Source organism: Rhodoferax sp. (assembly GCF_023700745.1).
Taxonomy (GTDB): Bacteria; Pseudomonadota; Gammaproteobacteria; order Burkholderiales; family Burkholderiaceae_C; genus Rhodoferax.
Map to the genome: position 1 here is coordinate 48,672 of NZ_JAMPYG010000004.1, position 21,494 is coordinate 70,165.

Annotated in this window: 26 protein-coding genes; 4 read left to right on the top strand and 22 right to left on the bottom strand. The window is 60.0% G+C overall.

Annotated elements, in window-relative coordinates; all coding sequences use genetic code 11:
- Positions 1-16 precede the first annotated feature (16 nt).
- Positions 17-478, top strand: a complete 462-nt coding sequence (locus NDJ10_RS05450; RefSeq protein ID WP_296160176.1) for a hypothetical protein — start codon at positions 17-19, stop codon at positions 476-478.
- Between the two features lie 142 nt (positions 479-620).
- Complete coding sequence (miaB, locus tag NDJ10_RS05455; RefSeq protein WP_296160177.1) at positions 621-1,955, top strand: tRNA (N6-isopentenyl adenosine(37)-C2)-methylthiotransferase MiaB; 1,335 nt, start codon at positions 621-623, stop codon at positions 1,953-1,955.
- A gap of 69 nt (positions 1,956-2,024) precedes the next feature.
- Here the strand turns inward: miaB and NDJ10_RS05460 are convergent, their stop codons facing one another.
- Genes NDJ10_RS05460 through NDJ10_RS05470 form a run of 3 tightly spaced genes read right to left on the bottom strand, consistent with a single transcriptional unit; the run spans position 2,025 to position 4,913 of the window.
- Positions 2,025-3,053 carry a DctP family TRAP transporter solute-binding subunit gene (locus tag NDJ10_RS05460; protein ID WP_296160178.1) on the bottom strand — a complete coding sequence of 343 codons (1,029 nt, stop codon included), beginning with the start codon at positions 3,051-3,053 and terminating at the stop codon, positions 2,025-2,027.
- A 37-nt stretch (positions 3,054-3,090) separates the two neighbouring features.
- Positions 3,091-4,389: a TRAP transporter large permease gene (locus NDJ10_RS05465; protein ID WP_296160179.1), complete on the bottom strand. Its 1,299-nt coding sequence runs from the start codon at positions 4,387-4,389 to the stop codon at positions 3,091-3,093.
- A complete protein-coding gene (locus NDJ10_RS05470; RefSeq protein WP_296160181.1) occupies positions 4,386-4,913 on the bottom strand; it encodes a TRAP transporter small permease in 528 nt (175 codons plus the stop codon). Before NDJ10_RS05470 ends, NDJ10_RS05465 begins: the two co-directional genes overlap by 4 nt.
- An 88-nt stretch (positions 4,914-5,001) precedes the next feature.
- On the opposite strand from NDJ10_RS05470, the gene NDJ10_RS05475 reads away from it, so the two are divergent.
- Entirely contained in the window at positions 5,002-5,544 is a 543-nt protein-coding gene (locus tag NDJ10_RS05475) for a YgjP-like metallopeptidase domain-containing protein (RefSeq protein WP_296160182.1), read from the top strand.
- A 51-nt stretch (positions 5,545-5,595) separates the two neighbouring features.
- On the opposite strand, the gene NDJ10_RS05480 is transcribed toward NDJ10_RS05475, so the two are convergent.
- Complete coding sequence (locus NDJ10_RS05480) at positions 5,596-5,802, bottom strand: DUF3820 family protein (RefSeq protein WP_296160183.1); 207 nt, start codon at positions 5,800-5,802, stop codon at positions 5,596-5,598.
- Between the two features lies 1 nt (position 5,803).
- Positions 5,804-6,166 carry a translation initiation factor Sui1 gene (locus NDJ10_RS05485; protein WP_296160184.1) on the bottom strand — a complete coding sequence of 121 codons (363 nt, stop codon included), beginning with the start codon at positions 6,164-6,166 and terminating at the stop codon, positions 5,804-5,806.
- Positions 6,167-6,295: 129 nt separating this feature from the next.
- Here NDJ10_RS05485 and NDJ10_RS05490 point away from each other — a divergent pair, with 129 nt between their 5' ends.
- A complete protein-coding gene (locus NDJ10_RS05490; RefSeq protein ID WP_296160185.1) occupies positions 6,296-6,523 on the top strand; it encodes a hypothetical protein in 228 nt (75 codons plus the stop codon).
- A 2-nt stretch (positions 6,524-6,525) separates the two neighbouring features.
- Here the strand turns inward: NDJ10_RS05490 and nagZ are convergent, their stop codons facing one another.
- The 17 genes from nagZ to fabG form a co-directional block, all read right to left on the bottom strand.
- Positions 6,526-7,608: a beta-N-acetylhexosaminidase gene (nagZ, locus tag NDJ10_RS05495; RefSeq protein ID WP_296160186.1), complete on the bottom strand. Its 1,083-nt coding sequence runs from the start codon at positions 7,606-7,608 to the stop codon at positions 6,526-6,528.
- Between the two features lie 45 nt (positions 7,609-7,653).
- Positions 7,654-8,061 carry a holo-ACP synthase gene (acpS, locus tag NDJ10_RS05500; protein ID WP_296160187.1) on the bottom strand — a complete coding sequence of 136 codons (408 nt, stop codon included), beginning with the start codon at positions 8,059-8,061 and terminating at the stop codon, positions 7,654-7,656.
- Complete coding sequence (locus tag NDJ10_RS05505; protein WP_296160188.1) at positions 8,058-8,816, bottom strand: pyridoxine 5'-phosphate synthase; 759 nt, start codon at positions 8,814-8,816, stop codon at positions 8,058-8,060. Before NDJ10_RS05505 ends, acpS begins: the two co-directional genes overlap by 4 nt.
- Positions 8,813-9,562: a DNA repair protein RecO gene (recO, locus tag NDJ10_RS05510; RefSeq protein ID WP_296160190.1), complete on the bottom strand. Its 750-nt coding sequence runs from the start codon at positions 9,560-9,562 to the stop codon at positions 8,813-8,815. Before recO ends, NDJ10_RS05505 begins: the two co-directional genes overlap by 4 nt.
- A 12-nt stretch (positions 9,563-9,574) precedes the next feature.
- Entirely contained in the window at positions 9,575-10,522 is a 948-nt protein-coding gene (gene era, locus NDJ10_RS05515; protein ID WP_296160317.1) for a GTPase Era, read from the bottom strand.
- Between the two features lie 79 nt (positions 10,523-10,601).
- Positions 10,602-11,285 (bottom strand): ribonuclease III, encoded by a 684-nt coding sequence (gene rnc / locus NDJ10_RS05520; RefSeq protein WP_296160191.1) that lies wholly within the window; start codon positions 11,283-11,285, stop codon positions 10,602-10,604.
- Between the two features lie 16 nt (positions 11,286-11,301).
- On the bottom strand, positions 11,302-11,616 hold the full coding sequence (locus NDJ10_RS05525) for a DUF4845 domain-containing protein (protein ID WP_296160192.1): 315 nt from the start codon (positions 11,614-11,616) through the stop codon (positions 11,302-11,304).
- A gap of 52 nt (positions 11,617-11,668) precedes the next feature.
- Positions 11,669-12,634 carry a signal peptidase I gene (gene lepB / locus NDJ10_RS05530; RefSeq protein WP_296160193.1) on the bottom strand — a complete coding sequence of 322 codons (966 nt, stop codon included), beginning with the start codon at positions 12,632-12,634 and terminating at the stop codon, positions 11,669-11,671.
- Positions 12,634-14,445 (bottom strand): translation elongation factor 4, encoded by a 1,812-nt coding sequence (lepA, locus tag NDJ10_RS05535; RefSeq protein WP_296160194.1) that lies wholly within the window; start codon positions 14,443-14,445, stop codon positions 12,634-12,636. The genes lepB and lepA overlap by 1 nt, the downstream gene beginning before the upstream one ends.
- Positions 14,446-14,689: 244 nt before the next feature.
- On the bottom strand, positions 14,690-16,162 hold the full coding sequence (locus NDJ10_RS05540; protein ID WP_296160195.1) for a Do family serine endopeptidase: 1,473 nt from the start codon (positions 16,160-16,162) through the stop codon (positions 14,690-14,692).
- Positions 16,163-16,200: 38 nt separating this feature from the next.
- Positions 16,201-17,226: a MucB/RseB C-terminal domain-containing protein gene (locus NDJ10_RS05545; protein ID WP_296160196.1), complete on the bottom strand. Its 1,026-nt coding sequence runs from the start codon at positions 17,224-17,226 to the stop codon at positions 16,201-16,203.
- Positions 17,223-17,834, bottom strand: coding sequence for a sigma-E factor negative regulatory protein (locus tag NDJ10_RS05550; RefSeq protein ID WP_296160197.1), 612 nt, complete (start codon positions 17,832-17,834; stop codon positions 17,223-17,225). The genes NDJ10_RS05545 and NDJ10_RS05550 overlap by 4 nt, the downstream gene beginning before the upstream one ends.
- Before the next feature lie 51 nt (positions 17,835-17,885).
- Positions 17,886-18,530 carry an RNA polymerase sigma factor RpoE gene (gene rpoE, locus NDJ10_RS05555; protein WP_296160198.1) on the bottom strand — a complete coding sequence of 215 codons (645 nt, stop codon included), beginning with the start codon at positions 18,528-18,530 and terminating at the stop codon, positions 17,886-17,888.
- Positions 18,531-18,959, bottom strand: a complete 429-nt coding sequence (locus tag NDJ10_RS05560; protein ID WP_296160200.1) for a hypothetical protein — start codon at positions 18,957-18,959, stop codon at positions 18,531-18,533. It lies immediately after the preceding gene.
- Between the two features lie 25 nt (positions 18,960-18,984).
- Positions 18,985-20,232: a beta-ketoacyl-ACP synthase II gene (gene fabF / locus NDJ10_RS05565; RefSeq protein ID WP_296160318.1), complete on the bottom strand. Its 1,248-nt coding sequence runs from the start codon at positions 20,230-20,232 to the stop codon at positions 18,985-18,987.
- A gap of 152 nt (positions 20,233-20,384) precedes the next feature.
- Positions 20,385-20,624 carry an acyl carrier protein gene (gene acpP, locus NDJ10_RS05570; RefSeq protein WP_296160201.1) on the bottom strand — a complete coding sequence of 80 codons (240 nt, stop codon included), beginning with the start codon at positions 20,622-20,624 and terminating at the stop codon, positions 20,385-20,387.
- Positions 20,625-20,744: 120 nt separating this feature from the next.
- Positions 20,745-21,494: a 3-oxoacyl-ACP reductase FabG gene (fabG, locus tag NDJ10_RS05575; protein WP_296160202.1), complete on the bottom strand. Its 750-nt coding sequence runs from the start codon at positions 21,492-21,494 to the stop codon at positions 20,745-20,747.

Below are 21,494 nucleotides of genomic sequence, written 5' to 3' on the forward strand. Positions count from 1 at the left end.
CCTCTGGATTTACACCATGAACCGCTGCCTCGCTGCCCTCAAGGGCTTGTCTTTGGGACTGATGTCCCTGCTGCTGATGCTGGTCACGCTCGCGCCCGAACCACTGGCTGCGCAAGGCCTGGTGCGGCAATTCCCGGCTGCGGCCAAGCGCGGTACGCTGGAAGTCACCCAGCCGCCCAACATTTTGATCAACGGCCAACCCGAGCGCCTGTCGCCCGGTGCCCGCATCAAGAACCCCAGCAACATGATCGTTCTGTCGGGCAGTCTGGTCGGCCAGGCGTTGCTGATCAACTACCTGCGCGACCTGCAGGGCCAGGTCCATGAAGTGTGGCTGCTGAATCCGGCCGAAGCGAAAGAAAAGCGCGCCGGCATGGAGCCGGTGACCAACTTTGTCTTCGGCTCGGATGCCGACAAGCCCAAGACTGACGACGGCAAAACCCCGTTCAACCAGTTGCCAAAGTTCAACCAGGGCCAGTGAGATTTCGGGCTTTGCCCGCTGTGGGACCTGCACCCTGTGGGAGCGGCGCCTTGTGGGAGCGGCGCCCTCGCCGCGATTGCCCCCTGACAAGCCATCGTCCCGAAGCGTGCCCCTTACCAACACACAACACACCATTTCTACCATGAGCAAAAAAGTATTCATCAAAACCTACGGCTGCCAGATGAACGAGTACGACTCGGACAAGATGAGCGACGTGCTTGGCGCCGCCCAGGGCTACGAGCCGACCGACAACGTGGAAGAGGCCGACCTGATTTTGTTCAACACCTGTTCGGTGCGCGAAAAAGCGCAGGAAAAAGTGTTCTCGGACCTGGGGCGCGTGAAGCACCTGAAAAAGCGGGGCGCCCTGATTGGTGTCGGCGGCTGTGTGGCGAGCCAGGAAGGTGAGTCCATCATTGCCCGCGCGCCCTATGTCGATGTGGTCTTTGGTCCGCAAACCCTGCACCGGCTGCCGCACATGCTCGACGAGCGCGCCCGTCTTGACCGCTCGCAGGTCGACATCAGCTTTCCCGAGATTGAAAAATTCGACCACATGCCCGCCGCCCGCGTGGAAGGCGCCAGCGCTTTTGTGAGCATCATGGAAGGCTGCTCCAAATACTGCAGCTACTGCGTGGTGCCTTACACGCGCGGCGAAGAAGTGAGCCGCCCGTTCGAGGACGTGCTGGTGGAAGTGGCCGGGCTGGCCGACCAGGGGGTCAAGGAAATCACCCTGCTGGGGCAAAACGTCAACGCCTGGCGCGCGCCGATGGGGGCGAGCGCCGAGGTGGCCGACTTTGCCACGCTGCTCGAATACGTGTCCGACATTCCCGGCATCGAGCGCATCCGTTATGTCACCAGCCATCCCAACGAATTCACACCCTCGCTGATCGCCGCCTACGACAAGCTGCCCAAACTGGTCAGCCATTTGCACCTGCCGGTGCAGCACGGCAGCGACCGCATTTTGATGGCCATGAAGCGCGGCTACACCGCCATGGAATACAAGAGCACGGTGCGCAAGCTGCGCGCCATCCGCCCTGACATGGCGCTGAGCAGCGACTTCATTGTGGGCTTTCCGGGTGAGACCGAGGAAGACTTTGGCAAAATGATGAAACTCATTGACGACATCGGATTCGACAACAGTTTCAGCTTCATCTTCAGCCCGCGTCCCGGCACACCAGCGGCCAATCTGGCCGACGACACGCCGCACGAGGTCAAGTTGCGCCGGCTGCAGCACCTGCAAGGCGTGATCAACGACAGCATCAAGCGCATTTCCGAGAGCCGCATGGGCACGGTGCAGCGCATTCTTGTGGAGGGCGCCTCCAAGCGCGATGCCACCGAACTGATGGGGCGCACCGAGTGCAACCGGGTCGTGAATTTTGTCGGCCAGCCACGCCTGGTCGGGCAGATGGTGGACGTCACCATCACCGACACCCGCACCTTCACGCTGCGCGGCGAAGTGCTGACCAACGAACCGGCCTGACGCCATTCCGTCAGGCCAAAAAAAAAGGCCTCCCGGGCAGGGAGGCCAGTACAGGCAAGAGGACTTGAATTACTTCTTGCGCGCCGCAATGGAGGCTTCGGCGGTCTTGACCAGGTCTGCACCCACGGTGTTTTTCCACTTGTCGTAGACCGGGCGTGTCATCTTGACAAAGGCGTCGCGTTCAGCCGGGCTCAGGTGCGTGACAGTCACACCCAGGGCAGCAATTTCCTTGAGCAGCGGCTGTTCGGCCTCCACCAGACCCTTGCGGGCCAGCGCAATTTCCTGCTTGCCCGCATCCAGCGCAGCCTGGCGCACGATGGCCTGGTCAGCCGGCGTCCAGGAGCCCCAGATCTCCTTGTTGACGACAAAAATCAGCGGGTCGGCCACATAACCCCACATCGTCACATGCTTCTGGCTGACGTTGTGCAGCTTGGCGGCGGTGAAGATCGACAGCGGGTTTTCCTGACCGTCCACGGCGCCGCTGGCAAACGCGGGCTGCGCATCGGCCCAGCTCATTTGCGTCGGATTGGCACCCAAGGCGGTGAAGGTGTCGAGAAACAGCGGTGAGCCAACCACACGGATTTTCATGCCCTTGAGGTCGGCCGGTGCACGCACTGCGCGCTTGGAGTTGGAGAGTTCACGGTAGCCGTTTTCGCCCCAGGCCAGCGGCACCACACCCGCCTTGTCCAGCGTGGCAAAAATCTGTTTGCCCACCGGCCCCTGGGTCAGTGCGTCAACGGCGGCGTAGTCGGGCATCAGGAATGGCATGGAGAACAGGTTGAGCTGCTTGACTTGCGGTGACCAGTTGATGGTGGAGCCCACCGCCATGTCGATCACGCCCTGGCGCAGCGCTGAAAATTCGCGCGTCTGGTCGCCCTGGATCAGCGACACACCCGGGTACAGCTTGATGTTGATGCGGCCTTGCGTGCGCTCCTTCACCAGGTCGGCCCAGATCTGGCCACCCTTGCCCCAGGGGAAGGCCGGGCCAAGCACCAGCGACATGCGGTATTCCGACTTATAGCTTTGCGCAGAACCCAGCGTGGCCACGCTCAGTGCACCAGCGGCCAGCACCCATTTGAGTAACGAACGAACTTTCATGACATCAATCTCCTTGTTTAAAAAAAAATGACAGAGCTCAATAGCCCAGGCGCGTGGGCAGCCACAGCGCAATCGAAGGGAAGATGATAACCAGCAACAGCACGCACAACAGCGCGGCCATCAGCCACAACACCCAGCGCACACTTTCCTCCATGCGTACCCCGGCAATGCGGCATGACACCATCAGGTTCACCGCAATCGGCGGTGTGAACTGGCCCAGCGCCACCATCAGCGTCAACAACACGCCGAACCAGACGGTATCCCAGTGGTAGAAGTTGACGATGGGCAGGAGCAGCGGCACAAAGATCAGGAAGATCGAAATCCCGTCCAGAAACATGCCCACCGCCACCAACATCAAAATCAGCAGCACCAGCACCCCGTATTCACCCAGACCCGAGTTCACAATGGCTTGCGTCACCGGGTCAATGATGCCCAGGGTGGACAGCGAATAAGCAAAAATGCCCGCCAACGCCACCACCAGCAAAATGATGGCCGACAACTCGCCCGATTCGCGCAGGATGTGGAACAGGTCGCGAACCCGGATGGTGCGGTAGATCACCATGCCGACAAAGAGTCCGTAAAACACCGCGACCACGGCCGCCTCGGTCGGCGTGAACCAGCCCGCCCGCATGCCGCCCAGAATCAACACCGGTGCGGCCAGGCCCCAAGAGGCTTCACGCAGGCTGGCCCAGAACGGCGGCTTGGGCAACTGCGCCTCGTGCTGGCCCATATGGTATTTGCGCGACAGCCAGACGCTTGGCACCATCAAGGCCAAACCCACCAGCAAGCCCGGCAGCATGCCAGCGGCGAACATGGCCGGTACCGAGGCGCCCGGCACCAGCACCGAATAAACGATGAAGGCGATCGAGGGCGGAATCAGGATGTCGATCGACGACGCCGCACCCACCACGCTGGCTGAAAACGCCGGCGGGTAGCCCGAGCGGGTCATGGCGGCAATCATCACGCCCCCGACGGCCGCAGCGGTGGCGGGTCCGGAACCGGAGATACCCCCCATCAGCATGGCTACAGCAATCACCACCACGGGCAGCATGCCGGGGCCGCGCCCAATGATGGCAATCGCAAAGTTGACCAGGCGCAGCGCCACACCCGAGCGATCAAAAATGGAGCCGACCAGCACAAACATCGGGATCGCCAGCAAGGGGTACTTGCCCAGACCCGCATAGAAGTTCTGCGGTACCGCCAGCAGGCCATACCATTGCGCATCCGCGTTGGCGAGCCCAATGGCGGCCGCACCCGCCAAGCCCAAAGCGGCGCCAATCGGTACACCGACCAGCATCATGACCAAGAATACGACAAACAGCAGTGTGGCAATCACGTGCGTCGCCCCCTGCGAATGAACAGGCCCAGGGCCCGCAGTGCAATTGCACTGGCAAGTATGGGCAGCCACATGCTGTACCACCACTGCGGCACACCGATGCCGGGCGAGGTTTCGCCGTACTGGAAGTCGTCATACACCATGCGCATACTCAAGGCAGCCATCAAGGCGAACAGCCCAGCCACCACCAGGGCGCCAAAACGCGCCAGCGCCCGCTGCCTTGCGGGGGACCCGGCGTCGGCAAAAAATTCAATCCGGATGTGGCGGTTACGCGCCACCGAGGCCGAGCCCGCCACCAACGCCAGCACAATCATCAAAAAGACGGATAACTCTTCGGTCCAGGCAAAAGACTGGTTGGTGAAATAGCGCACCAACACATTGGCAAAGGTAATGAGTGCAAGCAAGCCCATGACGATCACGGTGAGCCAGTCCTCGATCTTGAGCGGGACCACGGTGCGCTCATCCTGCGCGGCAGGGTCTGGCACCTCGACGGGTAAATGGGAAGGTTCGTGAGGGAGATGCATGAAAATGGGAAATGGACAACACTGCCACTAAGATGAAGAGTGCGCATTGTAAAAGGCGCGCCATGGTGATCCGCCACCCTACCTGAACATGAACCCTTCACTCGCCTCCCCACCTGTTGTCGCGCTGAAATACCTGCAAGGCTACCCTGCTGCCACGCTGGTGCAGGTAGCGCAGATGCTGCAGCACGACAAGGTGGCCGACTGGCTGCTGCAAAAATACCCGCAGGCGCACACGGTACGCACCGATCGCGCCCTGTTTGACTACGTGCAGGCGCTTAAAACCGATTATCTACGTGGTGCCGATCCGGTCAACAAGGTGCTTTTTGACAGCAAGCTGCATGTGGTGAAAAACGCCCTGGGCACCCACACCAGCGTGTCACGCGTGCAGGGCAACAAACTCAAGGCCAAGCGCGAAATCCGCATTGCCACGCTGTTCAAAAATGTGCCCGACGAATTCCTCAGAATGATCACCGTGCACGAGTTGGCGCACCTGAAGGGGAAAGCCCACGACAAGGCTTTTTACCAGCTCTGCAAGCACATGGAGCCCGGCTACCACCAGCTTGAATTCGAGGTGCGGGTGTACTTGACCCACCTGGAAACCGCAGGTGTGCGGTTGTGGGAGGCATCGTGAGGCCTTGCGGGTCAGACCACTCGCGCAGCGACGTGCTCTGACCCCAACTGATCAGCGCAGCGGCTTGAGCAAGTCAGACAAGCCGTTGTGATCGATCTCGTGCATCAGCGCGAGCAGGCGGCCCATCTCCCCTTTGGGCACCCCTTCACGGACAAACCAGCGCAGGTAGTCGCCCGGCAAATCGGCAATCAGGCGGCCCTTGTACTTGCCAAAGGGCATCGTTCGCGTTACCAGCAGAAGCAGGTCGTCGGGGTTCATCTCAGCCGCCGGCCCGTTTGACATTGTGGCCCTGGGCCTTGAGCAGTTCCATGACGCGCTCGATGTGGTCGCCCTGCACTTCGATCACGCCATCTTTCACCGTGCCGCCCGAGCCACAGGCCGTTTTGAGCTGCTTGCCCAGCGCGTTCAGGGCCGCATCGTCCAGCGCCAGCCCCTTGACCAGCGTCACACCCTTGCCGGCACGCCCCTTGGTCTGGCGCGACACCCGCACGATACCATCGCCCGCCGGGCGTTTGACGGCCAGGCGACAGCTGCACTGCGCCTGAGGTCGGCGGCATTGCGGGCACATGCGGCCGCTGTCGGTGCTGTACACCAGGCCACTGCTGAGGAGTTTGTCTTTCATATTCGTTGGGGTCAGAGCACGTCACTGCACGGGTGGTCTGACCCGCAAAGTTCTTAGGTTCACATTGTCTCGCACAAGGCGGCCGGATCAGCCAAAATAGGCCCCCACCCCATTCAGAGGAATCAGCTCATGTCACGTCCCAGCGTTTGGGCACCCAAAATCGTCGCCTTGATCAAGGGCGGCAACAGCACCGCCGCCATTGCCCAGATCAAGGTGGCGCCCACCGTCAAAGACCTGCAGGACCTGCGCAAGCTACTGAGCGCGGCCAACCTGCTCAAGTCCCAGCCCAATGTAGACGCGGCCACCAATGACATGATCGCCGAGTTGTCGGCGCCCCGGTTGCACCGTTCGCCCTGAACTTACGGGATCAGGTCCAGCGCCTGCATGTAGGCCGGTTGCACCATCAAATCGTCCCAGGGCGTGGCGTGGCCGACGGGCAACAGGGCCAGCCGGCGGTCTTCGCTGGCATCGCTCGGCAGCCAGAGCCCCTTGACTTGCGCTTCGGTCAGGCCGTTGATCAGGGCATCGAGCTCGGTGCCTTCGCCTGTTGACTGGTTGCACAAAAGCACCATGTCGCAACCCGCATTCAGCGCTGCCACGGCTGCCTGGGTGGGGCTGACCGGCTGGCCGTCCAGCACGCGGGCACCGGCCATCGACAGGTCGTCACTGAACACCGCGCCGTTGAAGCGAAGCTGACCGCGCAGGATGTCGCCCAGCCACTTGTCTGAAAAACCAGCCGGCCGGGCATCGACCTTGGGGTAGATCACATGCGCCGGCATGACGCTGGCAAGCGTCGTGCCAAGCCAGTCGTAAGGCCGGGCATCGTCGGCCAGAATGGCTTTCAGGCTGCGTTTGTCGACCGGGATGTCGGTGTGCGAATCGGCCTTGACAAAACCATGGCCAGGAAAATGTTTGCCGCAGTTGGCCATGCCGCTTTGCAACAAGCCGTGCATCAGGCTCTTGGCCAGCAGGCTCACCACGCGCGGGTCGCGGGCCAAGGCGCGGTCGCCGATGACGCCACTGTCGCCATGGTCGAGGTCCAGCACCGGGGTAAAGCTCAGGTCAACGCCGCAAGCACGCAACTCGGCGCCCAGCACGTAGCCACAGGCGGTGGCGGCGCGGGTGGCCCGCAGGGCACCACTGCCCTCGCCCGCTTTGCCGTCTTTCAGCCAGAGCTCGCCCAGGGCGCGCATGGGCGGCAAATGGGTAAAGCCGTCGGTCTTGAAACGCTGCACACGACCGCCTTCGTGATCGACACAAATCAGCAAATCCTTGCGCACTTTCTTGATGCTGTGACACAAGGCCATGAGCTGGTCACGGCTCTGCCAGTTGCGGGCAAACAAAATCATGCCGCCCACCAGCGGGTGCTTGAGGCGCTGCTTGTCCTGTTTGCTGAGGGTGAGACCGGCGATGTCGATGATCAGGGGGGCGTGCAGGGTCATGATGTGTTCCCAGGTAAATTGCGTCAGGCGCTGAATGTATCGCGATTAAAGACCGTTTTTGCCAATGATTTCCACCACACAAAAGCTCGCAGCATAGTCGGTCTCGTCGGTCACGCTGATGTGGGCGCTTAAGGATTGGGCCTCGAACCAGGTTTTGAGTTCGCCGTGCAACACGATGTGTGGCTGGCCACTGGGCAGCTTGCCCACTTCACACAGGCGCCAGGTCATGGGCATGCGCATCCCTAAGCCAATGGCTTTGCTGAAGGCCTCTTTGGCACTGAACCGCGTGGCCAGGTAGCGCACCCCGCGCTCTGGCCAGCGCTGCGTGCGCTGATGCCAGGTGGCAAGTTCCGCTTCACTGAGTATTTTTTGCGCAAAGCGCTCGCCGTGGCGGTCCAGGCTGGCCTGGATGCGCCGCACGTCACAGATGTCGGTGCCAATGCCGTAAATCATGCGGCGTCACGAATGCAGCGCAGGTAGTCCTTGATGGTGGCGCTGTAGCCCAGCTCCAGCGCATCGGCGATCAGCGCGTGGCCAATGGACACCTCGCTGACACCCGGCACCTGGGCAATGAAGGTTGTGAGGTTGTCGCGGTTCAGGTCGTGGCCGGCGTTCACTTCCAGGCCCGCGTCCAGCGCCGCCTGGGCGGCCTGGGCAAAACGTGCCAGTTGCGCGGCCTCACCAGGCGTGCCCCAGGCGGCGGCATAAGGCTCGGTGTAGAGCTCAACCCGGTCGGCACCCACGGCTTTGGCCGCCGCCATGGCCGCCGCGTCGGCATCCATGAACAAGCTGACACGCAGGCCCCAGGCATGGGCCTGGGCGATCAGCGGCTTCAAAACGGGGGCATCGGCCGGGAAGGTCCAGCCATGGTCGCTGGTGAACTGGCCTTGCGCGTCGGGCACAAACGTGACCTGGTGCACCGGCAGCTGCTGCGCCACCAGCGACCCCACCACGTCCATCAGGTTGTGCAGGGGGTTGCCTTCGATGTTGTATTCACGGTCCGGCCAGTCCTGGAGCAACTTTGCCAACTCTGGCACATCGCTGGCCCGGATGTGGCGCTCATCGGGGCGCGGGTGCACGGTGATGCCGTTGGCACCGGCCTGCAGGCACAGCGTGGCGGCGCGCGTGACACTCGGAATCCCCAGGTGCCGGGTATTGCGCACCAGCGCCACCTTGTTGAGGTTGACGGACAAGGAAGTAGTTTTCATAGGCTTTGCAGGTCGATCATCATTTGCCGGGTGCGCAGGGTGGGCACCCCGCAATGGTAATTGAGCAAGGCGCGCAATTGGGGCTTGAGCGCGCTGGCCACTTCAGCGCAGACGCGCAGCACGGTGGTCAGCGGCACGCGCTCGCCCAGGGCCTGTTGCAGCGCCGTCCACTGGGCCCCGCTGAGGCTGCTGCGGTCGGTGTCGTTGGCCTGACGCAGTCCACCTTCGGGCACCAGGCTGTAATGTTCGTCAGGGTGCAGCGCCAGCAGCGTCATGGTCTGGGCGTCAAGCACGGGCAACAGGCCAATTTCGCGCAGCAATAGCAACTCAAAGGCGCGCAAGGCCGCTTCCAGCACTTCACCATGCTCGCTGGCAATGATCTGCACGATGGTCGCGTAGACATCAAACAGCATCGGATGCGGGTCTTCGCGCGCCAGCAGCAGCATCAACAGTTCATTGAGGTAATAGCCTGACATCAGCGCATCACCGGTGGGCATGACGTGACCGCCCTGCCATTCGGCGGCTTTGAGCGTCTTGATTTCAGCGTCGCCACCATAGGCCAGATGCAGCGGTTGCAGCGGCAGCAAAATAGGCCGAAAACTGGAACTGGGCCGCTTCACACCTTTGGCCACCAACGCCATGCGACCGTGGTGGCGGGTGAACACCTCCAGAATCAGGCTGCTTTCGCTCCAGTCGTAGCGGTGCAGCACGAAGGCGGGTTCGTCAGAAATGCGCTTGGTAGCCACCTCTCAACGTACTTACTCGTACCCGAAGGAGCGCACGCGCGCTTCGTCATCGGCCCATCCCGAGCGCACCTTGACCCACATCTCGATGAAGACCTTGCAATCAAAGAGTTTTTCAAGCTCGACGCGGGTTTCCATGCCGATGCGTTTGATGCGCTCGCCCTTGTCGCCAATCACCATGGCCTTGTGGCCGTCACGCTCGACCACAATGGTGGCAGCAATGCGCAGCAGGCGCTTCTGGCCTTTTTTCTGGGGTGGCTCTTCTTCAAACTTGTCGATGATGACAGTCGAGGTGTAGGGCAGTTCGTCACCAGTCAGCCGAAACAGCTTTTCGCGCACCATCTCGGCGGCCATGAAGCGTTCACTGCGGTCGGTGAGCTCATCGGCGGCGTACCACCAGGCTTGTTCGGGCAGGTATTTTTCGCAGATACCCAGCAGGCGCTCCACATCTTTGGCGCTCTTGGCCGACATCGGCACAAACTCGGCAAAGGCGTGTTTTTCCTGCATGGTCTGCAGCCAGGGTGCAATGTCGCCACGGCGGTGCACGTTGTCGAGCTTGTTGGCAACCAGCAGTGTGGGGATTTTTTTGTCCAGCAGCGCCAGCACGCGGGCATCGGCCGGAGTGAAGCTGCCGGCTTCCACCACAAACAGGATCAGGTCCACATCGGCCACCGCGCCGACCACGGTTTTGTTGAGCGACTTGTTCAGCGCATTGCCATGCAGGGTCTGGAAACCCGGCGTATCAACAAACACAAACTGGGTCAGACCCATGGTGTGCATGCCGGTGATGCGATGGCGCGTGGTTTGCGCCTTGCGCGAGGTGATGCTGATTTTTTGCCCCACCAGTGCATTCAGCAAGGTGGATTTGCCAACATTGGGCTTACCCACAATGGCGATCAGGCCGCAACGCTGACCCACGACCGGCGCTTCGGCGACGCCCGCTGGGCGCATGTCGTGGCGCATGCCTGCCAACAGATCCTCCAGGTTGTCCTGCACCTCAACTGCTGGGGCATCGGAAGCTGTTTTCTTGGAGGTATTCATATCAGGTCACCGTCGCTTTCAAAAATTGCAACATTGCCGTCGCAGCCGCCTGTTCTGCAGCACGACGCGAACCGCCAAGGCCACGCTCGGCACGGTTGAGTTCAGGAATTTCGCATTCCACATCAAAACTCTGCTTGTGTGCAGCACCCAGCGTCGCCACCACCCGGTAATTGGGCAGCTTCATGCGGCGTCCCTGCAGCCACTCCTGCAACTCGGTTTTGGGATCCTTGCCAATGGCCTCCATCTCGGAGTTGATTTGCACTGCCTGGTAGAGCCGCTGCACCAAAGCTTGCGCAGCGGCAAAACCGGCATCCAGGTAGACCGCACCAATCACGGCCTCCAGGGCATCAGCCAAAATGGAAGGTCGTTTTTGGCCGCCAGAGCGCAGTTCACCCTCACCCAGCAAAATCACATCGGGCAAGCCCAGCGACACCGCCAGTTGATGCAGCGTGTCTTGTTTGACCAGATTGGCCCGCACCCTGGACAAATCGCCTTCGGGCAATTTTTGCAAACGCCGGAACAACATGTCCGCAACCACCACGCCGAGCACCGAGTCGCCTAAGAACTCCAGGCGTTCGTTGTGATCCGATGAAAAACTGCGATGCGTGAGCGCCTGCTTCAATAAATCGGCATCAGCAAACTGAAGCTGCAAACGCTGTTGCAGCGCGGCCAGACCGGCATTCAAACCATCACCTGTTGTTTCAATTCGATTTCCCGCTGTACTTGAGGGTCAGAAAAGCCGGACCCATCAGGTGAATTTCGCGTTCATAGAAAAAGCGGACCACCACCTTGTCATTTTCTTTAGTAATCTCCAAGTCTCTTCCGGAAACTGAACTGATGTTGTCAATGCTCGCGGCCTTGTCAAAGATCATGCGCACTTCGGGAACGGTATTGCCTTCTTTCGCCTTGTTCACGGCTTTCAAGATGGTTTGATATTCCATCACGGTGGGTACCACCTGGGCGGTCAGCACACCCGCTCCCGCCAGCAGCACCCCGACAAAAAGCACACCGATCATGGTGATGCCGCGCTGGCCGGATTTACAAGAAGAAATCATGTCCGTCTCCTGGTCAATTGAAAGAGCCGATGCGTTTGAGGTTGCCGAAATTCATCCAGATGAAGAAAGCCTTGCCCACAATGTTCTTGTCGGGCACAAACCCCCAGTAGCGCGAATCCAGCGAATTGTCGCGGTTGTCGCCCATCATGAAGTAATGCCCCTCGGGTACCTTGCACACCACGCCTTCAATACTGTAGCGGCAATTGTTCTTGAATTCAAATTCATCAACACCCGGAATAAAAGCAGGCCGCGCCGGATCGTTAAGCAGGCGATGCGGCTGTGCCCCCAGGGTTTCTTCAAACTGAGGAAAGTAACGCATGGTGTCTTCGTCAAAGAACTCAGGCAAGGCGTTGGTGGGCAACGGCTTGCCATTGATTGTCAGTCGCTTGTTGATGTAGGCCACTTCATCGCCAGGCACCCCGACCACGCGCTTGATGTAGTCCAGGCTCGGTTTGGGTGGGTAGCGAAACACCATGACATCACCGCGCTGTGGCGGCGTGCCTTCAGTGATCTTGGTGTTAAGCACCGGCAAGCGCAGCCCGTAATGAAACTTGTTGACCAGAATCAGGTCACCGACCCACAGCGTCGGGATCATGGAACCCGATGGAATCTTGAAAGGCTCGAACAGGAACGAGCGCAGGATGAAAACGCCAATGATCACCGGGAACAAGCCCGCCGTCCAATCCAGCCACCAGGGCTGTGCCAGGATGCGCTGCTTACCCTCAGCCAGATCACCGTCAACCTTGCTGATGCCCATTTTGCTGAGTTCGACCTGGCGTGTGATGGCCTGCGCCTCCAGGGCAGCAGCCGCTTTCTGGCGATTCGGCAAAAAATAAAAGCGCTCAGCAAGCCAGTAGATGCCTGTCACCACGGTGGCCAGGAACAGAAGCAGGGCGAAGTTGCCTTCGAGTGCCCCCAGATACCAGGCCCCCACATAGCCGACAAAGGCGGCCAGAATCACGGCAGTGATCGCTTGCATCACGCGTCCACCTTCAAAATGGCGAGGAAGGCCTCTTGCGGCACTTCGACCGAACCAATTTGCTTCATACGTTTCTTGCCTTCCTTCTGTTTTTCCAGCAGCTTGCGCTTACGGGAGATGTCGCCGCCATAACACTTGGCGATCACGTTTTTGCGCAGCGCCTTGATGGTTTCGCGCGCAATGATGTTGGCACCGATGGCTGCCTGAATGGCCACGTCGTACATCTGGCGCGAGATCACTTCGCGCATCTTGGCCACCACCGCGCGGCCGCGGTACTGCGACTGGGAACGGTGCACGATGATCGACAGCGCGTCGACCTTCTCGCCGTTGAGCAAGATGTCGACCTTGACGACGTCGGCCGGGCGGTATTCCTTGAACTCGTAGTCCATCGAGGCATAACCACGCGAGACGCTTTTGAGTTTGTCAAAAAAGTCCATCACGATCTCACCCAGCGGCATGTCGTAGGTGAGCACGACCTGGCGCCCCTTGTAGGCCATGTTGAGTTGCACGCCGCGCTTCTGGTTGCACAAGGTCATGACCGGCCCGACATATTCCTGCGGCATGTACAGGTGGACGGTGACGATGGGTTCACGGATTTCGTCCAGACGACCCTGGTCGGGCATTTTGGACGGGTTTTCCACCATCTTGACCTCACCGTCGACCGACACCACCTGGTAAACCACGCTCGGCGCGGTGGTGATCAGGTCCTGGTCAAATTCGCGCTCAAGCCGCTCCTGCACAATTTCCATGTGCAGCAGGCCTAAAAAGCCGCATCGGAAACCAAAACCCAGGGCTTGCGAAACTTCTGGCTCGTAGTGCAGCGAGGCGTCGTTGAGCTTGAGCTTTTCCAGGCTGTCGCGCAGACCTTCGTACTGGTTGGCCTCGGTCGGATACAGGCCGGCAAAGACCTGCGGCTGGATTTCCTTGAAACCCGGCAAAGGCTCGGTGGCCGTGAACGCCGCGCCGCCGCTGCCGGCTTTGATCAGGGTGATGGTATCGCCCACTTTGGCGGCCTGCAGTTCGCGGATACCGGCAATGATATAGCCCACCTCGCCGGCTTCAAGGGCCTGGCGCGGCTCGTTGGCCGGCGTAAAAACACCCAAACTGTCGGCGTTGTAGGTGGTCTCGGTGGCCATGAGCTTGATGCGCTCACCCTTGGCCAGGCGGCCATCGACCACGCGCACCAGCATGACCACGCCGACGTACGGATCAAACCAGCTGTCAATGATCATGGCGCGCAAGGGGCCGTTCGGATTGCCTTTGGGTGGCGGTATGCGGGCCACCACGGCTTCCAGAATGTCGTCAATGCCCATGCCACTCTTGGCCGAGCAGGCGATCGCCTCGGAGGCGTCAATCCCGATCACGTCCTCAATTTCAGAGCGGGCGTTGTCAGGGTCGGCGTTGGGCAGGTCCATCTTGTTCAACACCGGCACCACTTCCACCCCGAGATCGAGCGCGGTGTAGCAATTGGCTACCGTTTGCGCTTCGACACCCTGACTGGCATCGACCACCAGCAAGGCCCCTTCACAAGCCGACAGGGAACGGCTGACCTCGTAGGAAAAGTCCACATGGCCGGGGGTGTCGATCAGATTGAGGTTGTAAACCTGACCGTCGCGGGCTTTGTAATGCAGCGCCGCAGTTTGCGCCTTGATGGTGATGCCGCGCTCTTTTTCGATGTCCATCGAGTCGAGCACCTGGGCTTCCATTTCGCGTTCCTGCAAACCACCACAACGCTGGATCAGACGGTCGGCCAGCGTGGACTTGCCATGGTCAATGTGGGCAATGATGGAGAAATTTCTGATGTGATGCATCCAAGAAACCGATGTAAAGAGTGATTGAGCAACAGAAAAAAGGGCGCGTTCCAGAGAGACGCGCCCCGAACCAAACGGATTGGCTATACCAAACTTAAGTGCCCGATTGTAATTAAGTCAGGCAGTACCCATCCGACATGCCTTGCGGGTCAGACCACTGGCGTAGCGACGTGCTCTGAACCCAACCGTTTAATACCTTGCGGGTCAGACCACTCGCGCAGCGATGTGCTCTGACCCCAACTGATTAGGGATTGAACCGGATCACCGTGTACTGGGCCCAGTCGCCGCGACGGTAGAGGATATTGACGGGTTTGGATTTGTCCAGATCAGCGACAATTTTTTCAAAACCGGCCACACTGGCCACCGCCACGTTGGCCACCGACAGAATCACGTCACCCTGGCGCAAACCCGCGCGCGCGGCCGCACCGCTGGCGGCATTGACCTGCACGCCACCTTTGATCTTCAACTCTTTCTTGACGGCATCGGTCAAATCGCTCAATTCAAGGCCCATCGCCTGAGCCATTTTGGATTCTTTTGGTGTTTTCTCTGGCGTTTTTGCGGCTGTTTTTTCAGCCTCGATCTCGGCAATGGTGACTGTCAGGTCTTTGCTTGCGCCACGTCGAAACACCGTCAGATTGCTTTTGACACCCGGCTTGGTGCCACCCACCATGCGCGGCAGATCGCTGGATTTTTCAACTTTCTTGCCATCGAATTTGATGATGATGTCACCGGCTTCAACGCCCGCCTTGTCGGCCGGACCACCGGTTTCGACGCCGCGCACCAGCGCGCCATAAGGCGTACCCAGGCCGTTCGTCTCGGCCACCTCCTTGGTCACCTGTTCAATTTGCACGCCAATACGGCCCCGCGTCACGCGCCCGGTGGCACGCAGTTGTTCGCTCACGCGCACGGCTTCATCCATCGGGATCGAGAAAGAAATACCCATGGAGCCGCCCGAGCGGGAATAAATCTGGCTGTTGATGCCGACCACTTCACCACGCATGTTGATCAGCGGCCCGCCCGAGTTGCCCGGGTTGATGGCCACGTCGGTCTGGATAAAGGGCAAATAGTCCCCGGTGTCGCGCTGCTTGGCGCTCACAATGCCGGCCGTCACCGAGTTTTCCAGGCCAAACGGTGAACCAATTGCCATCACCCACTCACCCACCTTGAGCCGGCTCACATCCCCCACCTTGACCGCAGGCAGGCCGGCGGCCTCAATCTTGACCACCGCCACGTCGCTGCGCTTGTCGGCACCAATGATCTTGGCTTTGAATTCGCGCTTGTCGGTGAGTGTCACGATGACTTCGTCAGCCCCATCGACCACATGGGCATTGGTCATGATCATGCCGTCCGAGGTCAGAATGAAGCCAGAACCGACACCGCGCGGTTGCTCTTCCTGGTTGGGTTGCTGGCCATGTCCGGGTGGCGGGCTTTGCCGCGGGCCATTGGGAATATTGGGGATAGGCAAGCCAAAACGGCGGAAAAACTCCAGCATGTCCGGATCGAACTGGCCACCTGGCGCCGACCGGGGCGAAACTTTTTCCAGCGTCCGGATATTGACCACTGACGGCCCTACCTGCTCCACCAGGTCGGTAAAGTCAGGCAATACGCGCACTTGGGCAACAGCCGGAGTCATGGGCAACAGCACCGTGGATACCGTGGCAGCCAGAGCGGTACTGAGGGCACAGGCAGACAAAGCTTTAAAGTTGAATCGAATCATGATCGGCCTTTTTAAAAAACACACAGAAATCTGGAGACTCATTTGTTTCTTTCAAGCCCCTGGACAAAAATAGCCAGGGTTGTTGACGGTACCTCGCCCACGGCCGTGATCCACCAGGACCCCAGGCGCCGCGTCAGCATATGGGTGGCACCAATGGCAAGCGACTCGTGCGGCACCATGTCGCGATGTCGTGCAGCATCAAAGTTTTCTATGAACAGCGACACCGACGCCAGACCATCCGAAAAAACCCATTGCAAGGTATTGGCGCTGGCCCCTGATTGCGCTGCGCTCACCCGCTTCTGGCAAGCCATGGATTGAAACCCAGCCACCTGGCCGTTGAACAACCAGCCTTCCTGGGCAGCCGTGGTTTTGACCAGTTCCGGCTTGAGCACCTTGAACCCCTCTGTGTTGTCCATCAGTGCCGCCAGCCTGGCCATGCTGACCGGTTCGCCCAGCTGCAATTCTGAAAATGCAGCCTGCTCCAGCACCCCCTGGGTCGCATCAAGGGTTTGCAGCTTGAGCACCACACCGGTTTCCCGTTCAGTCCAGACCCGGTAGCCAAATCGGAGGGTATCCACCGGCACCAGTTGCACCACATCAGAAACCAGGCCTGCAACGCGTTCACGCCCCAGAACTTTCAGGCCGTAAAACCGGGCAATCGATGAATCGGCCCGGTTCAGCAAATTGGGAAACAGACCGAACGACTCGCGGGTTTCAGAAATGACCAGTCGGCGCTCAGGCAAGAACGTCACCACCTGGTTATTTCGGCGAAACGTGGTACGGGCCACACCGGTAAGGGCTTCTACCCGCTCCATTTGCTGCTGGCCGTCGCACACATGCCAGATGCGCGAGGACGACATGGTGTCACCCGCTGTCACCACAAAGGTGCCCACATAGGTCTGTTGCCTGGCGGCATCGTGCAAGCGCATCAGCCAGCGACTGATCGGCGTGTCTTCAGCCTTGATTGCCTGGGTGACTGGCGGGCTGGACAGGCTTTGCGCCCAGCCCGGACTGGCGATGCAGGCCAGGCTCAAGGCCAGTAATAAAACGCCGCGCCGACTCAACGCGCACCTTCTTCAAAAGTGGCGTTGCGCAGAAAGCCGGTGGGCATTTGCAATGCCGAAGTGCCGCCAAACTGGCGATGCGCCGCCAGCAAGGCATCAAGCTGCGGATCACGAATCATGACCGGTGCGCCGCCCATCGCATTAGCCAGTGCACCGGACTGCGCCAGCGGGGACGCTGTGGGTTGAGCGCTGGGAGGAGCCGCGGCCAATTGCGGATCCGGTGAAGCCTGACCCTGAAAACCTTGCCATGCGACGACCGCCACCATGGCGACCGAAGCCAAGCCCACCACCAGCCGCCAGCGATGGTCGTTGGCGCTTGACTTGCTGCTGCCAGCAACGATTACAGACGGCGCATTCGGCACCACCAGAGGCACGGCTTCCTGTTGCAATCTGGCGCGCAGCCGCAATACAAAGTCGGCATCACGGGCTCGCACGCCGGCTTGCCCGGTACGCATGACGTCGCCCAGCACATGGTAGCTGTGCCAGCGCTGACGTGCCTCGCTGCTGCTCTCCAAGTGCGCCATGGCCCGGGCAAATTCGGCTTCGCGCAATTGCCCATCAACCAGGGCCGAAACCAATTCACTGTTTTCAATCAAGCTGTCTGTCATGCTTTTATATGCCTTTGCCGTGATGCCTTGTCCTTATCAGAACCACTGTTTTCACCAACGCTTGCCAGTCTGCTTTTCCAGCATGGGTCTCACCTTGCTGGAAACAGCCTCGCGCGCCCTGAAGATACGCGAACGCACCGTACCCAAAGGGCAATTCATCACGTCAGCAATTTCCTCGTAGCTCAACCCCTCTATTTCGCGCAGGGTCAATGCCTGTTTCAAATCGTCAGGCAAGGCCGCCAGCGCGTCATTGACTGCCTGGCCAATTTCCTTGGCCGCCAACACCGACTCGGGTGTTTCGTCTGTACTTGGTTCATTTTTACGCTGGAAAGTTTCATCGTCCTCGTCATTGGCTTGCATGGCGCTCTGCAAAACAGCAGGTTCATGCTTGAGTTTGAGCAAAAAACGCTTGGCGGTATTGACGGCAATACGGTAAAGCCAGGTGTAGAACTGGGCATCTCCGCGGAACTGGTGCAACGCCCGATAAGCACGAATAAAGGTTTCCTGGGCAATGTCTTCCACCAGATTGGCGTCGCGCACCATGCGCCCGATCAGCCTCTCAATGCGGCGCTGGTACTTGATCACGAGCAATTCAAAGGCGCGCTGGTCACCAGCAACCGCCCGCTCCACCAGCATGGCATCACTGTCGCCGGATTGCGGTTCAAAGTCTTTGTCGGGTAACTGATCGGCCGGCATTCAGACCTCTGGGGACGCAGGATTGAACAGCGCACGACGCAAGGCCAGCCAGCGCTCTGGCTGCGTCCGTTGGGTAGGCCAGAGCCATGCCGTAGCGCCTCCTTGTTGCCGAACACAAAGCAACAAACTGTGCTGGGCATCCAGAATCACCTGCGGCCGCTCCAGCAGGATGGCTGTACCAGCGGTCCTGTACCAGCTCTGGCCATCCCAAACCAGTTCCGACCGGGGCGTGTGCAAGACAGACCAGAGCGCCCAGGCTCCAACAAGCAGCCAAAGCAAAAAACCAAGCAGATGACCTGCACCGTACGCGACCGACAACAGCCCCCAGGCGCCTTGGGCGAAGGCACCCGCCGCCACCACGGCCAGCGTCAAGCCCGCCTGAAAATGCGAACGCCCCACCGGATAAGTCACCGCTGGGGCGTTGTACATGGGGCTTGAGGCAGATGCCGAAACGTCAGGGCGCCCGTTTAAAAACCAGGGACCCGTTGGTACCGCCAAAGCCAAAGTTGTTTTTGACAGCCACCTCGATTTTCATGTCACGCGCGGTATTGGCGCAGTAATCCAGGTCACATTCGGGATCCTGGTTGAAGATGTTGGTCGTCGGGGGACTTTTTTGGTGGTGCAAGGCCAGCACCGTGACCACAGACTCGAGTCCACCCGCGCCACCAAGCAGGTGGCCCGTCATGGACTTGGTGGAATTCACGACCACATTTTTGGCATGACTGCCCAAAGCTGCCTTGATAGCGTTGGATTCATTGACATCGCCCAGCGGCGTTGACGTACCGTGGGCATTGACGTAGTCCACCTGGTCGGCATTGATGCCGGCATTGGTCAGGGCGCTGACAATGGCACGGCGCGGGCCGTCCATGTTGGGCGCGGTCATGTGGCCGGCATCGGCGCTCATGCCAAAACCAGCCAGCTCGGCATAAATCTTGGCACCGCGTGCTTTGGCGTGTTCGTACTCTTCGAGCACCATGACACCAGCACCTTCGCCGAGTACAAAACCGTCGCGGTCCCTGTCCCAGGGGCGCGAGGCCGTGGCGGGGTCGTCATTGCGGGTGCTGAGCGCACGCATGGCGGCAAAACCACCCACACCCAGCGCCGACACCGTGGCCTCGGAACCACCGGCGACCACCACATCGGCGTCACCGTATTCGATCATGCGCCCTGCCTGGCCGATGCAGTGCAAACCGGTGGTGCAGGCCGTCACAATGGCCAGGTTCGGGCCCTTGAAGCCAAAACGAATCGACACGTGGCCAGCAATCATGTTAACGATGGTGGACGGCACAAAAAACGGCGAGATCCGGCGCGCGCCGCGCTGCACAAATTCGGCGTGCACGTTTTCAATCATGGGCAGGCCGCCGATGCCGGAGCCGATCACACAGGCAATGCGCGTGGCCAGTTCTTCACTCAGTTCGTCACCCGTAGGCAAGCCGGCATCTGCCACAGCCTGAGCCGCGGCCGCAATGCCGTAGTGAATAAAAGTGTCCATGGTGCGCGCCTCTTTGGCACTCATGTAGGACTCGATGTCGAAGCCCTTGACCTCAGCGGCAATTTTGCAGTTGAACGTGGATGCGTCGAAATGGGTGATCAGGCCGACGCCGGACTGACCCGCCAACAGGTTGGCCCAGGTCGTGTCAACCGTGTTGCCAACGGGACTGACACAACCCAAACCGGTAACGACAACGCGACGACGGGGCATATTCATAAGCAGTCAGAGGTTCGTCCAAATGGGATCTCACCCCGAGACAGGGTGGGATCAGAATGGGGTACTGCCAGCATCCAAGACCCGGTCAAGGACTGGCCTGTAATGCTGACCGTGGCGACGCCCAGGCAGGGCGTCAGCCTGCAACTTTACGCTTTTTTATGGTTGGTGGCGTAGTCGACAGCGTTTTGCACCGTGGTGATTTTTTCAGCATCTTCGTCCGGGATTTCAATGCCAAACTCGTCTTCCAGTGCCATCACGAGTTCAACGGTGTCCAGGGAGTCTGCGCCCAGATCAGCCACGAAGGCTTTTTCGTTGGTGACTTGGGATTCTTCAACACCGAGTTGTTCGGCAATGATTTTTTTAACGCGTGCTTCAATATCGCTCATGGGTTCCCTCAAAGGGTTGTGAAAAGATCCGTGATTTTAGCCGGGCTTGGAGAGGACTCCTGAACCCGGCTGCCGTACGGATAACGCGGCTTTATTGTGACATCAATGGCGCCTTGGCCCTCAGGCCATGAACATACCACCGTTGACGTGCAATTCCTGACCCGTCACATAGGCCGCCTGCGGCGACGCCAGATAAGTGACCGCATGCGCGATGTCGGCCGGTTTGCCGAGATGACCCAGGGGAATCTGGCTCAGCAAGGCTTTTTGCTGCTCATCGGCCAAATTGGCGGTCATGTCGGTTTCAATGAAACCAGGCGCAATGCAGTTGACCGTGATGTTGCGCGAGCCCAATTCACGCGCCAGGGCGCGCGTCATGCCGGCCACACCCGCCTTGGCAGCCGCGTAATTGGCCTGCCCCGGGTTGCCGGAAGCACCCACCACCGAGGTGATGCTGATGATGCGGCCGTAGCGCTGCTTCATCATGGTGCGCATGACCGCACGGCTCATGCGGAAGACCGCCTTGAGGTTGGTGTCGAGCACCGCGTCCCACTCGTCGTCCTTCATGCGCATGGCCAGGTTGTCGCGCGTGATGCCGGCGTTGTTGACCAGGATCTGCAAGCCGCCGTGCTCCTTGACAATGGCGTCAATCAGCGCATCCACGCCGGCCGGGTCATTGACATCCAGCACCCGGCCGGTACAGCCGGCAAAGGCCGACAACGACTGCGACACCTTGGCGGCGCCGTCGGTGCTGGTCGCCGTGCCAATGACTTTCAGGCCGCGCGCGGCCAGCGTCAGCGCAATCGCCGCACCAATGCCGCGCGAAGCACCCGTCACCAGGGCCACCTGACCTTCAAATTTCACTTCGCTCAT

Excerpts from the sequence above, each read along its gene's own strand:
- fabG (WP_296160202.1), bottom strand. The coding sequence starts at position 21,494 with ATGAGCGAAGTGAAATTTGAAGGTCAGGTGGCCCTGGTGACGGGTGCT.
- rpoE (WP_296160198.1), bottom strand. The coding sequence starts at position 18,530 with ATGCCGGCCGATCAGTTACCCGACAAAGACTTTGAACCGCAATCCGGC.
- NDJ10_RS05475 (WP_296160182.1), top strand. The coding sequence starts at position 5,002 with ATGAACCCTTCACTCGCCTCCCCACCTGTTGTCGCGCTGAAATACCTG.
- NDJ10_RS05490 (WP_296160185.1), top strand. The coding sequence starts at position 6,296 with ATGTCACGTCCCAGCGTTTGGGCACCCAAAATCGTCGCCTTGATCAAG.
- NDJ10_RS05525 (WP_296160192.1), bottom strand. The coding sequence starts at position 11,616 with ATGATCGGTGTGCTTTTTGTCGGGGTGCTGCTGGCGGGAGCGGGTGTG.
- NDJ10_RS05560 (WP_296160200.1), bottom strand. The coding sequence starts at position 18,959 with ATGTACAACGCCCCAGCGGTGACTTATCCGGTGGGGCGTTCGCATTTT.
- lepA (WP_296160194.1), bottom strand. The coding sequence starts at position 14,445 with ATGCATCACATCAGAAATTTCTCCATCATTGCCCACATTGACCATGGC.
- acpS (WP_296160187.1), bottom strand. The coding sequence starts at position 8,061 with ATGATTTACGGCATTGGCACCGACATCTGTGACGTGCGGCGCATCCAG.
- NDJ10_RS05550 (WP_296160197.1), bottom strand. The coding sequence starts at position 17,834 with ATGACAGACAGCTTGATTGAAAACAGTGAATTGGTTTCGGCCCTGGTT.
- fabF (WP_296160318.1), bottom strand. The coding sequence starts at position 20,232 with ATGCCCCGTCGTCGCGTTGTCGTTACCGGTTTGGGTTGTGTCAGTCCC.
- NDJ10_RS05480 (WP_296160183.1), bottom strand. The coding sequence starts at position 5,802 with ATGAACCCCGACGACCTGCTTCTGCTGGTAACGCGAACGATGCCCTTT.
- acpP (WP_296160201.1), bottom strand. The coding sequence starts at position 20,624 with ATGAGCGATATTGAAGCACGCGTTAAAAAAATCATTGCCGAACAACTC.
- nagZ (WP_296160186.1), bottom strand. The coding sequence starts at position 7,608 with ATGACCCTGCACGCCCCCCTGATCATCGACATCGCCGGTCTCACCCTC.
- NDJ10_RS05450 (WP_296160176.1), top strand. The coding sequence starts at position 17 with ATGAACCGCTGCCTCGCTGCCCTCAAGGGCTTGTCTTTGGGACTGATG.
- NDJ10_RS05485 (WP_296160184.1), bottom strand. The coding sequence starts at position 6,166 with ATGAAAGACAAACTCCTCAGCAGTGGCCTGGTGTACAGCACCGACAGC.
- miaB (WP_296160177.1), top strand. The coding sequence starts at position 621 with ATGAGCAAAAAAGTATTCATCAAAACCTACGGCTGCCAGATGAACGAG.
- NDJ10_RS05505 (WP_296160188.1), bottom strand. The coding sequence starts at position 8,816 with ATGAAAACTACTTCCTTGTCCGTCAACCTCAACAAGGTGGCGCTGGTG.
- NDJ10_RS05460 (WP_296160178.1), bottom strand. The coding sequence starts at position 3,053 with ATGAAAGTTCGTTCGTTACTCAAATGGGTGCTGGCCGCTGGTGCACTG.
- era (WP_296160317.1), bottom strand. The coding sequence starts at position 10,522 with ATGCGCCACGACATGCGCCCAGCGGGCGTCGCCGAAGCGCCGGTCGTG.
- NDJ10_RS05470 (WP_296160181.1), bottom strand. The coding sequence starts at position 4,913 with ATGCATCTCCCTCACGAACCTTCCCATTTACCCGTCGAGGTGCCAGAC.
- NDJ10_RS05540 (WP_296160195.1), bottom strand. The coding sequence starts at position 16,162 with ATGATTCGATTCAACTTTAAAGCTTTGTCTGCCTGTGCCCTCAGTACC.
- lepB (WP_296160193.1), bottom strand. The coding sequence starts at position 12,634 with ATGCAAGCGATCACTGCCGTGATTCTGGCCGCCTTTGTCGGCTATGTG.